9 protein-coding genes are annotated in these 15,489 nt (G+C 70.4%); 5 read left to right on the forward strand and 4 right to left on the reverse strand.

Annotated elements, in window-relative coordinates:
- The first annotated feature begins 93 nt into the window (after nt 1–93).
- The 4 genes from CP970_RS05640 to narI are packed head-to-tail and all read left to right on the forward strand — an operon-like array spanning nt 94 to nt 6,747.
- A complete protein-coding gene (locus CP970_RS05640; RefSeq protein ID WP_055554400.1) occupies nt 94–3,777 on the forward strand; it encodes a nitrate reductase subunit alpha in 3,684 nt (1,227 codons plus the stop codon).
- A 32-nt stretch (nt 3,778–3,809) separates the two neighbouring features.
- The gene (gene narH / locus CP970_RS05645; protein WP_107099086.1) at nt 3,810–5,432 is read left to right on the forward strand and encodes a nitrate reductase subunit beta; all 1,623 of its coding nucleotides are present in this window, start codon (nt 3,810–3,812) and stop codon (nt 5,430–5,432) included.
- Nucleotides 5,429–6,025, forward strand: a complete 597-nt coding sequence (narJ, locus tag CP970_RS05650) for a nitrate reductase molybdenum cofactor assembly chaperone (protein ID WP_055554403.1) — start codon at nt 5,429–5,431, stop codon at nt 6,023–6,025. Before narH ends, narJ begins: the two co-directional genes overlap by 4 nt.
- Nucleotides 6,022–6,747 (forward strand): respiratory nitrate reductase subunit gamma, encoded by a 726-nt coding sequence (narI, locus tag CP970_RS05655; protein ID WP_150493017.1) that lies wholly within the window; start codon nt 6,022–6,024, stop codon nt 6,745–6,747. Before narJ ends, narI begins: the two co-directional genes overlap by 4 nt.
- 89 nt (nt 6,748–6,836) lie before the next feature.
- Here narI and dnaK read toward each other — a convergent pair whose 3' ends face one another.
- Nucleotides 6,837–8,699: a molecular chaperone DnaK gene (dnaK, locus tag CP970_RS05660; RefSeq protein WP_150493019.1), complete on the reverse strand. Its 1,863-nt coding sequence runs from the start codon at nt 8,697–8,699 to the stop codon at nt 6,837–6,839.
- Between the two features lie 150 nt (nt 8,700–8,849).
- On the reverse strand, nt 8,850–9,275 hold the full coding sequence (locus tag CP970_RS05665; RefSeq protein WP_055555944.1) for an OsmC family protein: 426 nt from the start codon (nt 9,273–9,275) through the stop codon (nt 8,850–8,852).
- 318 nt (nt 9,276–9,593) lie between these two features.
- On the opposite strand from CP970_RS05665, the gene CP970_RS05670 reads away from it, so the two are divergent.
- The gene (locus CP970_RS05670; RefSeq protein WP_224058242.1) at nt 9,594–11,219 is read left to right on the forward strand and encodes a DUF6345 domain-containing protein; all 1,626 of its coding nucleotides are present in this window, start codon (nt 9,594–9,596) and stop codon (nt 11,217–11,219) included.
- Between the two features lie 40 nt (nt 11,220–11,259).
- Here CP970_RS05670 and CP970_RS05675 read toward each other — a convergent pair whose 3' ends face one another.
- Both CP970_RS05675 and CP970_RS05680 read right to left on the reverse strand, forming a co-directional pair.
- Nucleotides 11,260–12,651: an amino acid permease gene (locus tag CP970_RS05675; RefSeq protein WP_055555942.1), complete on the reverse strand. Its 1,392-nt coding sequence runs from the start codon at nt 12,649–12,651 to the stop codon at nt 11,260–11,262.
- 83 nt (nt 12,652–12,734) lie between these two features.
- Complete coding sequence (locus CP970_RS05680; RefSeq protein WP_191094875.1) at nt 12,735–14,951, reverse strand: phage holin family protein; 2,217 nt, start codon at nt 14,949–14,951, stop codon at nt 12,735–12,737.
- Between the last annotated feature and the right edge of the window lie 538 nt (nt 14,952–15,489).

Below are 15,489 nucleotides of genomic sequence, written 5' to 3' on the forward strand. Positions count from 1 at the left end.
GGCAACCCGGCAACCCGTACGGACGCTGCCGACAGGTACTCCGTACCACCCGCACCTAGGTTCGGTTGAGAGGCAGACCTAGGGAGCACCACGGTGACAGAGACGACCGAGCCCGCCGCCGCCCTGTTGCGGGCGGGCAAGTTCTTCCGGCGCGGCACCACCGCCCCCGACCTGCACAGCATCGGGCTCACCGGTGGCCGGGACGCGGACGCGTTCTACCGCGACCGCTGGAGCCACGACAAGGTCGTGAACTCCACGCACGGCGTGAACTGCACCGGCTCCTGCCGCTGGAAGGTGTACGTCAAGGACGGCATCATCACCTGGGAGACCCAGCAGACGGACTATCCGAGCGTGGGCCCCGACCGCCCCGAGTACGAGCCGCGCGGCTGCCCCAGGGGCGCCGCGTTCTCCTGGTACACGTACTCCCCCACCCGCGTCCGCTACCCGTACCTGCGCGGCGTGCTCCTGGAGATGTACCGCGAGGCGAAGTCCCGCCTGAAGGACCCGGTGCTCGCCTGGGCGGACATCCAGGGGGATCCGGAGCGCAGGAAGACCTACCAGCAGGCGCGCGGCAAGGGCGGTCTGGTGCGGGCGACGTGGGACGAGGCCGTCGAGATCATCGCGGCCGCGCACGTCCACACCATCAAGACGTACGGCCCCGACCGCGTCGCGGGCTTCTCCCCCATCCCCGCGATGTCGATGGTGTCGCACGCGGCGGGCGCCCGCTTCATGGGGCTCATCGGCGCGCCCATGCTGTCCTTCTACGACTGGTACGCGGATCTTCCGGTGGCTTCGCCGCAGGTGTTCGGTGACCAGACCGACGTGCCGGAGTCGGGCGACTGGTGGGACGCCGCGTATCTGATGATGTGGGGCTCGAACGTCCCGGTGACGCGGACGCCCGACGCGCACTGGATGGCGGAGGCGCGCTACCGCGGCCAGAAGGTCGTGGTCGTCGCGCCCGACTACGCCGACAACGCCAAGTTCGCCGACGAGTGGCTGCACCCGCACCCGGGCACCGACGGGGCGCTCGCCATCGCGATGGGGCACGTGATCCTCAAGGAGTTCTTCGTCGACCGGCAGACGGACTTCTTCACGGACTACGTACGCAAGTTCACCGATCTGCCCTTCTTGGTGACGCTGACCGAGCGCGACGGCGCGTACGTCCCTTCGAAGTTCCTGCGCGCCACCGACCTCGGCGAGGACGGGGAGGGCGGCGAGTGGAAGACGGCCGTGCTCGACGGGAACACCGGGCGGCCCGCCGTCCCCAACGGCTCGCTCGGCTTCCGCTGGACCGAGTCCGGCAAGGGCAAGTGGAATCTTGAGCTGGGCGACATCGAACCGGTGCTCACCCTGCACGGCTCCGACGTCGCGGCGGGCACCGAGGTGCTCCTTCCGCGCTTCGACACCGAGGGCGGCACGCACGGTCAGGGCCGCGGCGAGGTGGTGCGCCGCGGCGTTCCCGCCACACGGCTCGGCGGGCAGGACGGGCCGCTCGTCACGACGGTCTTCGACCTGCTGCTCGCGCAGTACGGCGTGGCGCGCGAGGGGCTGCCCGGCCAGTGGCCCGCGTCGTACGAGGACGCCGACTCGCCCGGCACGCCCGCCTGGCAGGAGGCGCACACGTCCGTGCCCGCCGCCAAGTGCGTGAAGATCGCCAGGGAGTTCGCGCGGACGGCGGAGAAGTCGCAGGGTCGGTGCATGATCCTGATGGGCGCCGGGACCAACCACTGGTTCCACTCCGAGACCATCTACCGCGCCTTCCTCGCGCTGCTCCAGCTCACCGGCTGCCAGGGCCGCAACGGCGGCGGCTGGGCGCACTACGTGGGGCAGGAGAAGTGCCGTCCGTCCACCGGCTGGGCGACGCTCGCGAGCGCGAACGACTGGAGTAGGCCGCCGCGCCAGATGATCGGCGCCGCGTACTGGTTCCTCAACACCGACCAGTGGCGCTACGACAAGTTCGCGGCGGACGTCCTCGCCTCACCGCTGGGCGAGGGCCGGTTCACGGGCATGACCGGCGCCGACTGCCTGGCCCTCTCGGCACGCTCCGGCTGGATGCCGTCGTACCCGACGTTCGACCGCAACTCCCTCGAACTCGGCGACACCACCAGCGACCCGGTCGCCAATGTGGTGGACGAACTCAAGGCGGGCACCCTCAAGTTCGCCTGCGAGGACCCCGACGCGCCGGAGAACTGGCCGCGCGTCCTCACCCTGTGGCGCGCCAACCTGCTGGGCTCCTCCGCCAAGGGCGCCGAGTACTTCACCAAGCACCTGCTCGGCACGCACTCCTCGCTGCGCGCCGAGGAGGCGGCCCCGAACGAGCGCCCCTCGACGGTGACTTGGCGCGAGGAGGCCCCCGAGGGCAAGCTCGACCTGCTCGTCTCGCTCGACTTCCGCCAGACGTCGTCGACGCTGCTCTCCGACGTGGTGCTCCCCGCGGCCACCTGGTACGAGAAGCACGACCTGTCGACCACGGACATGCACCCCTACGTGCACTCCTTCACCCCGGCCGTCGACCCGCCCTGGCAGGCCCGCACCGACTTCGACACCTTCCGCGTGATCGCGGACCGGCTGAGCGAGCTTTCGGTCGACCACCTCGGCGTACGCAAGGACGTCGTCGCCACCGCGCTCCAGCACGACACCCCCGGGGAGACCGCGCAGCCCGGCGGGGTCGTCCTCGACTGGCGCAAGGGCGAGTGCGAGGCGATCCCCGGCAAGACCATGCCGAACCTGGCGGTCGTGGAGCGCGACTACACCGCGATCGGCGCGAAGTTCGCCTCGCTCGGGCCGCTCGTGGAGAAGCTCGGACTGCCGGTCAAGGGCATCTCCTTCAACCCCGACCAAGAGGTCGAGGAACTCAAGGAGCGCAACGGCGTCGTGCGTGGCGGGCCCGCCGACGGACGGCCCGCCCTGGACACCGCGGTGAAGGCCGCCAACACCATCCTCGCCCTGTCCGGCACGACCAACGGGCGCCTCGCCACCCAGGGCTTCCACACCCTTGAGGCGCGCACGGGCCAGGAGATGGCACACCTCGCCGCCGAACACGAGGGCAAACGCATCACCTACGCCGACACACAGGCCGCCCCCGTCCCCGTGATCACCTCACCGGAATGGAGCGGCAGCGAATCCGGCGGGCGCCGCTACACCGCCTTCACGCTCAACACCGAACACCTCAAACCCTGGCACACCCTCACCGGACGGCAGCACTTCTTCATCGACCACGACTGGATGCACGAACTGGGCGAGGCGATGCCCGTCTACCGGCCGCCCCTGGACATGAACCGGCTCTTCGGCGAGCCACGCCTCGGCCCTGACGGCGAGAAGGAAGTGACGGTCCGTTACCTCACGCCGCACAACAAGTGGTCGATCCACTCCGAGTACCAGGACAACCTGTTCATGCTCTCCCTGTCGCGCGGCGGCCAGTGCATCTGGATGGCGCCGCAGGACGCGGAGTCGATCGGCGTCAAGGACAACGACTGGATCGAGGCGGTCAACAGGAACGGCGTGGTGGTGGCGCGCGCCATCGTCTCGCACCGGATGCCCGCGGGCACGGTCTACATGCACCACGCGCAGGAACGCACGGTGAACGTCCCCAAGACGGAGACCACCGGCAAACGCGGCGGCATCCACAACTCGCTGACCCGGCTCATCCTCAAGCCGTCCCATCTCATCGGCGGATACGCGCAGTTGTCATGGGCGTTCAACTACCTGGGCCCGACGGGCAACCAGCGCGACGAGGTGACGGTCATCCGCCGCCGCAGCCAGGAGGTGCAGTACTGATGCCGCGTGGCGAAGCCACTCAACGACGTGTGATGGCACAGATCGCGATGGTGATGAACCTCGACAAGTGCATCGGGTGTCACACCTGCTCGGTCACCTGCAAGCAGGCGTGGACCAACCGCGACGGCATGGAATACGTCTGGTTCAACAACGTCGAGACCCGCCCGGGACAGGGCTATCCGCGCCGCTACGAGGACCAGGAGAAGTGGCGCGGCGGCTGGGAGCTGAACAAGCGCGGCGCCCTCAAGCTGAAGAACGGCGGCCGCGTCAAGTCCCTCCTCGAAATCTTCTCCAACCCCAAACTGCCGGAGATCAAGGACTACTACGAGCCCTGGACGTACGAGTACAAGAACCTCACCGACGCCCCGCTCGGCGACGACTACCCGGTGGCCGAGCCGCGCTCGCTGATCTCCGGCAAGCCGATGAAGATCGAGTGGTCGTCGAACTGGGACGACAACCTCGGCGGCGCCACCGAGCACGGCGACCTCGACCCGATGGTCGCCAAGACCCGCCAACAGGCTGCCGACAAGGTGAAGTTCGCCTTCGAGCAGACCTTCATGTTCTATCTGCCGCGGATCTGCGAGCACTGCCTGAACCCGGCGTGCGTGGCGTCCTGCCCGTCGGGCGCGATGTACAAGCGCGAGGAGGACGGCATCGTCCTGGTCGACCAGGACCACTGCCGCGGCTGGCGCAAGTGCGTGACGGGCTGCCCGTACAAGAAGGTCTACTTCAACCACCGCACCGGCAAGGCCGAGAAGTGCACGATGTGCTACCCACGCGTCGAGGTGGGCCTGCCCACCGTCTGCTCCGAGACCTGCGTGGGGCGCCTGCGCTACCTCGGGGTGATCCTCTACGACCCCGACAAGGTGACGGAGGCGGCCTCCGAGCCCGACGAACACAAGCTGTACGAGGCGCAGTTGGGCGTCTTCCTCGACCCCGACGACCCGGAGGTGCGCCGCGACGCCGAACGCTGCGGGATCTCGTACGACTGGCTGGAGGCGGCCCGCCGCTCCCCCGTGCACGCGCTGATCAGCAAGTACAAGGTGGCGCTCCCTCTCCATCCGGAGTACCGCACGATGCCGATGGTCTGGTACATCCCGCCGCTCTCCCCCGTGGTGGACGCGCTGAGCGAGACCGGCCACGACGGCGAGGACCTGGACAACCTCTTCGGCGCGATCGACACCCTGCGCATCCCCCTCGAATACCTCGCGGAGATCTTCACGGCCGGTGACGTCGGCCCGGTGCGGTCCTCGCTGGAGAAGCTCGCGGCGATGCGGGCGCACATGCGGTCCATCAACCTCGGTGACCTGCCGGACAGTTCGGTCGCGCGGTCGGTGGGCATGTCGGCGCAGGAGATCGAGAAGATGTACCGGCTGCTCGCCATCGCCAAGTACGAGGACCGGTACGTCATCCCCACCGCCGCGGTCGGCGACGCCCGGCGCCTGGAGGAGTCGGCGCTGCCCGACTCGTGCAGCCTCGACTACGAGGACGGGCCAGGGATGGGCGGCGAGGGCCCCTTCGGTCAGGACTCGGGACGCAAGCAGCTGCCGCTGGTCACCATCGAGAACTTCCACGCGCTGCGGGCCAGGCAGACCGCCGACGAACAGCCGAGCGCGACCGAGGAGGCCCACGCGGCCAGGGAGGACGACAAGTGACGCGCCACGCGGTCCTTTACCAGGCGGCGGCGCTCTGCCTGGCCTACCCCGACGACGAGTTCCGCGCGCGCCTGCCGCTGCTGAGGGCGGCGGCCCCCGCGGAACTGACCGGCTTCCTGGACCACGCGGAGGCGACCGGGCAGCGCGAACTGGCCGCGCACTACGTCCAGGTCTTCGACTTCAAGAACCGGCACAGCCTCTATCTGAGCTGGTGGCGGGACGGCGACACCCGGCGGCGCGGCATGGCCCTGGTGCGCTTCAAGGAGGTGTACCGCGAGCACGGCCTGGAGTTCAGCGGCGAGGAGCTGCCGGACTTCCTGCCCGCGGTCCTGGAGTTCTCCGCGCACGCGGGCCCGGTGCTCCTCACGGAGAACCGCAGCGGCATCGAACTGCTCCGCCTGGCCCTGACCGACTTCGGTACGCCGTACGCCGCCGTCCTCGACGCCGTCTGCGCCTCGCTGCCCGGGCCCTCGCCCAAGGACCGCGCCGAGGCGCTTGCCCTGGCCCGCTCGGGGCCGCCGCGCGAGGACGTCGGACTCGAACCGTTCGGCGGCATGGAACCCTTCGCACTCATCGGGGAGCGACCCGCATGAAGACCCTGCTCTGGGGCGCACTCCCCTACGTCGCCTTCGTCCTGCTCGTCGCGGGCGTCGTCTGGCGCTACCGCTACGACAAGTTCGGCTGGACAACCCGCTCCTCGCAGGTCTACGAGTCCAAGCTCCTCAACATCGCCTCGCCGATGTTCCACTACGGCATCCTCTTCGTGCTCGTGGGCCACCTCATGGGCCTGTTCGTGCCGGAGTCGTGGACGGACAAGGTCGGCCTGACCGAGAGCACGTACCACAAGCTGTCGCTGTGGGGCGGCACGGCGGCGGGCGCGCTCGCCGTGCTCGGCATCCTGATGCTGCTCTACCGGCGCCGCACCAAGGCGCCGGTCTTCCGCGCGACCACCGCGAACGACAAGGTGATGTACGTCGTGCTGCTCGCGGCGATCGTCATGGGCATGTGGGCCAAGCTCACCAACTCCGGCCTCGACGAGGGCTACAACTACCGTGAGACGATCGCGCCTTGGGCCCGCAGCCTCTTCACTCTGCAGCCGGACGTGGACCTGATGGTGGGCGTCCCGCTCACCTTCCAGATCCACGCGGTGATCGGGCTCCTGCTGTTCGCGCTGCTGCCCTTCACTCGGCTGATCCACATGTTCAGCGCGCCGGTGCAGTATCTCTTTCGGCCGTATGTGGTGTATCGGAGCCGGGACCCCAAGCGGGTGGGGGCTCGTCCGGACCGGCGGGGGTGGGAGCGGACCGGTTCATGACGCGTCGCCTGCGGGTGCTTCGTGGCTGAGCGCGCCCACGCGGCGGAGCCGCACATGTCACGGCCCCGCGCCCCTTACGGGGCGCCCCCCTACGCCCCGCCCTTCTCGTTCTTGTCGTCCTCGTCCACGATCTCCGCGTCCACCACGCCCTCCTCGGCCGCGGGCTCCGAGGCTGTCCGTTCTTGCGAGGCGCCCCCGCCAGAGTTCGCGTACATCGCCTGGCCCATCTTCTGGCTGACCGAGGCGAGCTTCTCGGCGCCCGTGCGCAGGGCCGCGGTGTCCTCCGCCCGGTTCTTCAGGAGGTCCTTCAACTCCGCCGCGGCCGCCTCCACTTCGGTCTTCGTGTCGGCGGGGATCCGCTCTTCGTTGTCGCGCAGGAAGCGTTCGGTCTGGTAGACGAGCTGCTCCGCCTGGTTGCGGGTCTCCGCGGCCTCGCGGCGCCTGCGGTCCTCCTCCGCGTGTTCCTCGGCCTCGCGGACCATGCGGTTGATGTCGTCCTTGGGCAGCGCGGAACCGCCGGTCACCGTCATGCGCTGCTCGCGCCCGGTGGCCTCGTCCTTCGCGGACACGTGCATGATTCCGTTGGCGTCGATGTCGAAGGTGACCTCGATCTTGGGGACGCCGCGCGGGGCGGGCGGCAGTCCGGTGAGGTCGAAGACGCCGAGCTTCTTGTTGTACGCGGCGATCTCCCGCTCGCCCTGGAAGACCTGGATGCCCACCGACGGCTGGTTGTCCTCGGCGGTCGAGAAGGTCTCCGAACGCTTGGTGGGGATCGTGGTGTTGCGCTCGATGAGCTTGGTCATGATGCCGCCCTTGGTCTCGATGCCCAGGGACAGCGGGGTCACGTCGAGCAGCAGCACGTCCTTCACGTCGCCGCGGATCACCCCGGCCTGCAAGGCCGCGCCGAGTGCCACCACCTCGTCGGGGTTGACGCCCTTGTGCGGGTCCTTGCCGGTGAGCTCCCTGACCAGCTCGCTCACCGCGGGCATCCGCGTGGAGCCGCCCACCAGGATCACGTGGTCGACCGCGGACAGCTTGACGCCCGCGTCCTTGACCGCCTGGTGGAAGGGCTGCTTGCAGCGGTCGAGCAAGTCCGAGGTGAGCTCCTGGAACTGAGCGCGCGTCAGTTTTTCGGCCAGGTGCAGCGGTCCGTCCGCGGATGCGGTGATGTAGGGCAGGTTGATGTCCGTCTCGCTCGACGAGGACAGCTCGATCTTCGCCTTCTCCGCGCCCTCGCGCAGGCGTTGGAGCGCCATCTTGTCCTTGGCGAGGTCCACGCCGTGGCCGTTCTTGAACTGCCGCACCAGGTGCTCGACGATCCGCTGGTCCCAGTCGTCGCCGCCGAGCTGGGTGTCGCCGTTGGTGGCCTTGACCTCGATGACGCCGTCGCCCATCTCCAGGAGGGAGACGTCGAAGGTGCCGCCGCCGAGGTCGAAGACGAGCACGGTCTGGTCGTCGCCCTTGTCCAGGCCGTACGCGAGGGCCGCGGCCGTCGGCTCGTTGATGATGCGCAGGACCTTCAGGCCCGCGATCTCACCGGCCTCCTTGGTGGCCTGGCGTTGGGTGTCGTCGAAGTACGCGGGCACGGTGACCACCGCGTCGGTGACGTCTTCCCCCAGGTAGGACTCGGCGTCGCGCTTGAGCTTCTGCAGGACGCGCGCGGACAGCTCCTGCGCGGTGTAGCGGGTGCCGTCCACGGAGCCGCTCTCCGGGAAGCGCCAACCGCCGTCGCCCATGTGGCGTTTGACGGAGCGCGCGGTCCGCTCCACGTTCGTGACCGCCTGCCGCTTGGCGACCTCGCCCACCAGAACGTCGCCGCTCTTCGCGAACGCCACGACCGACGGCGTGGTGCGCGCGCCCTCCGCGTTGACGACGACGGTGGGCTCACCGCCCTCCAGCACGGCCACCACTGAGTTCGTCGTCCCGAGATCGATCCCGACCGCACGTGCCATGGTCCAGTCCCTTCCGCCGCGAGCCCAAGTCCCCCGAATCCAGGTCTACTCCGTCCTCCATCACAAAACTTGAGCGGGCTCTTGTCAACCCCCGGACATGGCGATGCCGCCGCCCCGATCGGGACGGCGGCATCGCCGACAGGCGTCGCGTCAGGCCAACTTGGCCGAAAGCGTGATGGTCGTACCCGTGAGCGCCTGGCTCACCGGGCAGTTGGCCTTGGCGTCCTCGGCTGCCGAGGTGAAGGCGGCCTCGTCGAGACCCGGCACGGTGCCCTCGACGGTGAGGTGGATGCCGGTGATGCCGGTGCCCGGCTGGAAGGTCACGTCGGCGGAGGTGGTGAGCCGGGTGGGCGGGGTGCCCGCACCGGTCAGGCCGTGCGACAGGGCCATGGAGAAGCAGCTGGAGTGCGCGGCCGCGATCAGCTCCTCCGGGCTGGTCTTGCCGTTCGCCTCCTCGGCGCGCGACGGCCAGGACACCGCCTGCTCCCCGATGCCCGAGGAGTCGAAGGTGACGGTGCCCGAACCCTCCGTCAGCGAGCCTTCCCAGACCGTGTGCGCGGAGCGCGTGGTTGCCACGATGCAGTTCCCTTCAGTGCGGTTCCGTGATCGGAACTTGCGTGGCCACCATCCGATCACACTCCGGATGAAAACGGGCCGCGCGGGGCGGAGCGGGCGCCCGGAGGTGTTCGAGCGGGGCGCGCAGGTACGCGTCGGCCGATACGAACAAGTTGTGTCGACCCAAGCGCCAAAGGTGCCTCCGAGGTGCGGGAACACACCTGTGGCAGGCGCCCTATGGCTGGAATGACAACTGGGCAAGGCGCGTCGAAGGTGACACTTTTTTGGCCCCCTCGCGCACGGAACGAGGAGATCCTCTCAGGGGGTATGGCCATGCGCATGAACTATTCGGACCGCGGTCCTTCTCCGCTCGAACCGGAGAAGCCCGGTGCGGCGGGCGACCGCGACTCGACCTTCGGCTGGTGGGGTGCCTTCAGCATCCAGAAGTTCGTCAACCAGGCGACGCTCTACCACACGCACGAGGATGCCACCGGCTGGCTGGCGTACCTCCAGCAGTTCTACGACCGCAACTTCTGGTTCGCCGACGGCGGCGCGCAGGTGTGGGCGTACGAAGAGACGTACGACAACTGGCAGGACCGCTACGGCATGGACGCGGTGTGCGCCGTGTACCACTCGGGGCACGGCGGCATGGACGGCAACGGCGTCTTCTTCGCGCCACTCGGCGCCGTCTGGGACGGCCGCAGCGACGCGATCTCCAACCGGATGGCCCTCGGCAACGAGAAGGTCAACTACGTCTTCTGGTCGACCTGTGACTCGCTCAAGGTCACCGGCGGCCACTCCCCGATCCGCACCTGGGCCGGTCCCAACATCGGCTTCCGGATGATCTTCGGGTTCGAGACCACCAGCATCGACAGCGGCGACTACGGCAAGAAGTTCTGGGAGAAGTGGCGGGCCGGGCAGACGTACTGCGACGCCTGGCTGAACGCCAGCTGGGACATCTACCACGGGCAGGCACCCTCGGTCGCCGCTGTCGGCACCACCCAGGCCGAGGCCGTCAACCGGCTCAACACCGAACGCAACTTCTACCGCGACCACGTGCCGGACACCTGGTACGCATGGCGCTGGTACTACGCGCGCGAAGGCGTCAGGGAACCGCTCACCCAGCTCCCCGGGCCCCAGCAGATCGTCCAGCTCGCGCCCCGCGACCCGAGCGCGGAACTCACCGCACTCGGCCGGCAGGCCGGGTTCCCGACGGCCGCGCTGCAGGAGGTGCAGGTCGAACGGCAGGGCGTCATCAGCGCGACCTCCGGCGACCGCGTCATCTCCACCGCCCCCGGTGCCAGCCGCTGGGTCAAGCTCGCCGAGCCCAACCACCGCAACACCCAGCAGCTGCCCACCGACCGGGCGATCCAGGCGGCGCGCACCTTCGCCGAGCAGTACGCCGAGGGCGCCGAGCTCGTCGTCGACAGCGTGCACGACCTGATGCAGAACTCCGGCACCAAGGACGGCTCCGAGGTCGGGCGCCCGGTGTCCCTGCAGACGCACGTGACGTTCCGGCAGGTCTTCGACGGCGTGCCCGTCATCACCCCCGGGCGCGGCCTGATCCGGGTCGGCCTGGACAACGACGGCACCGTCGTCCAGTCGCAGATCGCCACGCGCCAGGCCACCGGCGTCACGCGCGAGCCGAGCACGGAGGTCTCGCCGCCACCGCCCAAGGGCGGCAAGGCGACGGCCGCGCCGCTGGAGCGCGACCCGCGCAAGGCGCTCGACGCGGCGCAGCGCAAGCTGCTCGCCGAGCTCGCGGCGGTCACCGCGGGCGAGAGCGGACAGGGCGCGGCGCAGCAGCGTCAGCCCGAGGTCAAGGACGTGCCCGGCACGTTCGAGGTCGGCTACGAGGTCGAGGGCAACGAGGCGTACCCCGCGGCCCGCAAGCTCATCGAGATCGGCCAGCGGGACAGCATGTTCCGCACGCAGCGCTGGGTCGTCGCGCCGCTGGCGAGGTAGGCGCGACCACCGGCACCAGAGGTCAGTCGTTCACCGGAGGTCAGTCGTTCGAGGTGGCGGCCCGCTGCTTGCGGGCCGCCATCCACGCGTAGACGAGCACGCCCACGAAGAGGAACAGCACGCCCTGGTAGACGGCCGCGTAACCCGACCCCGCGACGAGCCACATCGCGAAGGCGAACGCGGCACCGGCGAGCACCGCGTCCCGCACCAGACGCCCGCGGTTGACGCGCTCGCGCTGCCCGGAGACGAGGAAGTAGATCTGCGCGACGGTGGCGAGCAGGTACGGCACGGTCGCCGTGAATGTGGTGATCAGGACGAGCGACTCGAAGACGCCCGACGAGCCCGCCGTGTAGTTGTAGACGGTGAGCAGCGAGGCGAGGACGACGGTGACCAGGACGCCGACGGTCGGCACGCCGCGCTTCTTCCTGCCGAACGCGGCGGGGAAGAGCCCGTCCTTGGCGGCCGCGTACGGCGTCTGGGCGCTGAGCAGCGTCCAGCCGTTGAGGGCGCCCACCATGGAGATCAGCGCGGCGAAGGCGACCGCGGTGCCGCCCCAGGAGCCGCCGAACATGACGTCGACGGCGTCCGAGAAGGGCGCGGTGGACGTGATCAGCTTGTCGTGGGCGACCGTCCCGAACACGGCGAGGGTGCCGAGCAGATAGACGACGGCGGCGCCGAGGGTGCCCAGGATGGTGGCGCGCCCGACGTTGCGGCGCGGATCGCGGACCTCGCCCGCGCTGACGGCCGCCGACTCGACGCCCAGGTAGGAGAAGAGCAGGATCGCGGCGGCCGCCGAAACGGCCCCCATCGGGCTGTCGTCGCTCGCCTGGAAGGGCCCGAGGTTGGCGCTGTCGAAGAAGAAGAGCCCGCCGACCGCGACGAGCAGCAGCGGCAGGAACTTCAGTACGGTCGCCACCAGCTGGACCGCGCCGACGTAGCGGGTGCCCGCGAAGTTGGCGAGCGCGGGCAGGAGTTGCAGCACGAGCGCGGCCAGGCAGGCGGACCACTTGTGGTCGTTGACGGGGATCAGGACGTTCAGGTACCCGACGGCCGCGACGGCGAGCGCCGCGTTCGACACCCAGGTGGTGATCCAGTACGACCAGGCGGCCAGGAAGCCCGCGAAGTCGCCAAAGGCCGCCCGTGCGTACACATAGGGTCCGCCGGTGCGCGGGTCGCGTTCCGCGAGGCGCCCGAAGACCAGGGCCAGCGCGATGGCGCCCGCCGTCAGGACGGCGAAGGCGACCAGGCTGATGGTGCCGAACGGGGCGACGGAGGCCGGGAGCAGGAAGATGCCGCCGCCGATGATGTTGCCCATGACGAGGCAGGTGGCGATCGGAAGCCCGAAGCGCCGGGCGTGCCTGCTCTGCGCTTCCTGGCCTTCTGACTGGTCAGGGGCCGGAGCCGACGGTGCTGCGGTTCCGGTGTCGTGCATGGGGTGGTGCGCCTCTCGTCGTGCCCGGTGCCCGGGATCGCCGAGCGGAAGCCATGGTCGGGCACGGCGGACGCTCCACCAAATCAGTGTGTTTTGTCCTGCCCGGCGGCGTCGGCGGCCGCAAATGCTGTGCCGCCAGCGGCATTCGGCCGGGAATCATCCACCGGAACCGCAGCCTCCGCGACGGCTTCCCGCGCCGTGACCTGCGGGTTCTCCGCGCGTACCGCACCCGCGTCGCCCACCGGAACCTCCGGCCCCAGCTCCTCGCCGAGCCAGCACCGCAGTACGTGGTGGACCTGCTCGGCACCGACCAGCTCCTGCCCCGGCGCCACCGGTTCGGACAGCGCGAGCGGCGACAGCAGGAACGGCCTGGCCTGCGCCCCGCCGAGCCCGCCGTGCGAGCCGATCTGCTCCTCGAAGGCGAGCACCTCGCCCTCCGCCGGGTCGTACCAGGAGTTGACCATGATGTCGGCGGTGTGCGGAAAGCCGTCGGTACGCCGTACGGCCTCCATGGCGCCGGGCCCGAAATCGGCGAGCGGCCCGAGCTCCGCGGGCTCCTCGGCCAGATACACCTCGACGCCGCGCGCCCCGAGCACCACGGGACCGCGCTCCGCACTGCGTACGAGCAGGAAGCCGATGCCCGGATGGTTGGCGAGCGTGGGCAGCAGCGCGGGATGCCGCCGGTCGATCTCCTCGCGGGTCATGCGGTGCGGCACGTCGGGGAAGGAGACCAGGCCGAGATTGCCCGATGCCAGCACGATCGGCTCGGCCCGGCGCGCGGGACGCCGCTCGTCGGCGCCCTCCTCCACCGGGCGGCGCAGCGCGGCCCGCACCGACGCCCTGGCCTCGGCGCCGCTGTGCGTGCGCTGCGCCCTGCGCGGCACGGGCAGCCCGCAGCCCGCCCGCACCAGGTCGCCGAGGGTCAGCCCGTACCGCGCGCGGAACGTCTCGCCCGGGCTCTGCCCGTGATCGGAGAGCAGCACGATCCGGTACGCGCGGGGGGCGTGCTCGGCGACCTGCGCGAGCAGCGCGAGCGACCGGTCCAGGCGCGCGAGCACCTTCTCCACGTCGGGTCCCGTGGGCCCGGAGTGGTGCGCCACCTCGTCGTAGGCGACCAGGTCGGCGTAGACCGCGCTGCGCCCTGCGAGCATGTCCCCTATGACGGCGGCGACCACGACGTCCCGCTCGACGACGGTCGCGAAGGCGCGGATGAACGGATAGAGCCCGCCGCGGCCGATGCGCGGCCGCCGCCGTTTCACGCGGGCCCGCGTCGACTCCCCGATCTCCCTGAAGACCTCGGCGACGAAGGAGAGCGCGGTGCGTACGGCGTTGGCGGGGTCGGAGAAGTACGCGAAGTACCCGGCCCGCGACCGGTTCTCCTTGCCGCGCCTGGCCGCCATGGACAGCACGAGCGCAAGTTGCTCGGCGCCCCCGCTGAAGAGGTTGCCGCGGCTCGCGCCGTCCACGGTGAGGAGTCCGCCGTCACCGGTGCGTTCGATGGCGCGGCGCTGCAGCTCCACGGCGGAGGCGGGCCGGTTGCTGACCATGACCTCGCCGGTGTCCTTCTCGTACCACCGGAAGGCGGGCACGTCGTGGTTGGAACCGTGCAGGATGCCGAGCTGGCTGGCGCCGGTCTGGCTTGACCAGTCGGTACGCCAGGGAGTGAGCCGGTGCGTGGCGCCGCGCTTCCCCTCGCCCAGCCAGTCCGCGACGGTCGGCATGAGGCCCTTGTCGACCGCGTCGCGCAGGACGTCGTGGCCGACGCCGTCGAGCTGGATGAACACGGTGCCGGGCGTGACGGGCCCGCCGCCGTCCTGGTCGTCACGGCCGCTGTTCCGCCTGCGCCGCCGGTCGGAGAGCCGGTAGAGGCGGCGCCGGTAGGCGTCGTCGTCCCGGACGGCGAGCGCGCCGCCGGTGGCGGACGCGACGGCGGACATCACGGCGGCCACGACGACGGCGGTCTCCGCACCGACCTCGCCCCGTCCCTCGGGGATCAGCCGCAGGGCGATGAGCAGCAGGGACCCGTTGAGGAAGAAGGCGAGCAGCCCGAGCACGAGGGCGGGTACGAGGAGCAGGGCACGCACGAGGAGCGGCCACACGACGGCCGAGAGCACACCGAAGGCGCCGGCGCCGAGGGCCGCGGTGACGGCGATGCGGGTGGCGCTGTCGCCGTCGTCCGACTGGAGCTTGAAGTCCGGCAGGATGCCGGCGAGTACGAGCATCGTCAGCGTGCTGACGGCCCATACGGCCACCACGCGCCAGAGCGTGCTGCCGATTCTGCGCCATCGCCCTTGCGTCACGCCGTGCCACCTCACGTTTCCACCCGAACCGGACACCACCCTCCCACACCCTCCCAGCCCCCTCCCTCTGCCCTCGCCCCGGATCCCTCCGCCCTCCGGCCCCCGGCCCCCGGCCCCCGGCCCCCGGCCCCCGGTCCCCTGAACAAACCACCGCTCCGCGGCGGATCTTCCCCACCCGCCCACCCAACACTCCGCACCGGAGGGGCATGGCGGGGCGAGTGGGTGGGGGAAAGCGCCGCGGAGCGGCGGGATTGTGGGAGAGGCCCGGCTGCGGGCAGCAGCCACGGGGGGGGGCCGGTCGCCGCGGAGCGGTGCAGAGGGAGGCAGCGGTGCCGAGGGGCATGACCGGGCGGGTGGGTGGGGAAAGGCGTCGCGGAGCGGCGGGGGTTTGCGGTCGGGCCGTCGCTGTGGAGCGGGGCGGGGCAGGGCAGTCGCGGGCAGCAGGCACGGGGGGGGCGGTCGCCGCGGTCGAGGGGCATGACCGGGCGGGCGGCGATGAGGGACCGGCCCCACGAACCGCAGCCACCTCGCAGAGGGA

Source organism: Streptomyces kanamyceticus, assembly GCF_008704495.1.
Taxonomy (GTDB): Bacteria; Actinomycetota; Actinomycetes; order Streptomycetales; family Streptomycetaceae; genus Streptomyces; species Streptomyces kanamyceticus.

What these genes read in the sequence shown, in the direction of transcription:
- CP970_RS05670 (WP_224058242.1), top strand. Translation starts at nt 9,594, where the DNA reads ATGAACTATTCGGACCGCGGTCCTTCTCCGCTCGAACCGGAGAAGCCC.
- narI (WP_150493017.1), top strand. Translation starts at nt 6,022, where the DNA reads ATGAAGACCCTGCTCTGGGGCGCACTCCCCTACGTCGCCTTCGTCCTG.
- CP970_RS05675 (WP_055555942.1), bottom strand. Translation starts at nt 12,651, where the DNA reads ATGCACGACACCGGAACCGCAGCACCGTCGGCTCCGGCCCCTGACCAG.
- narH (WP_107099086.1), top strand. Translation starts at nt 3,810, where the DNA reads ATGGCACAGATCGCGATGGTGATGAACCTCGACAAGTGCATCGGGTGT.
- dnaK (WP_150493019.1), bottom strand. Translation starts at nt 8,699, where the DNA reads ATGGCACGTGCGGTCGGGATCGATCTCGGGACGACGAACTCAGTGGTG.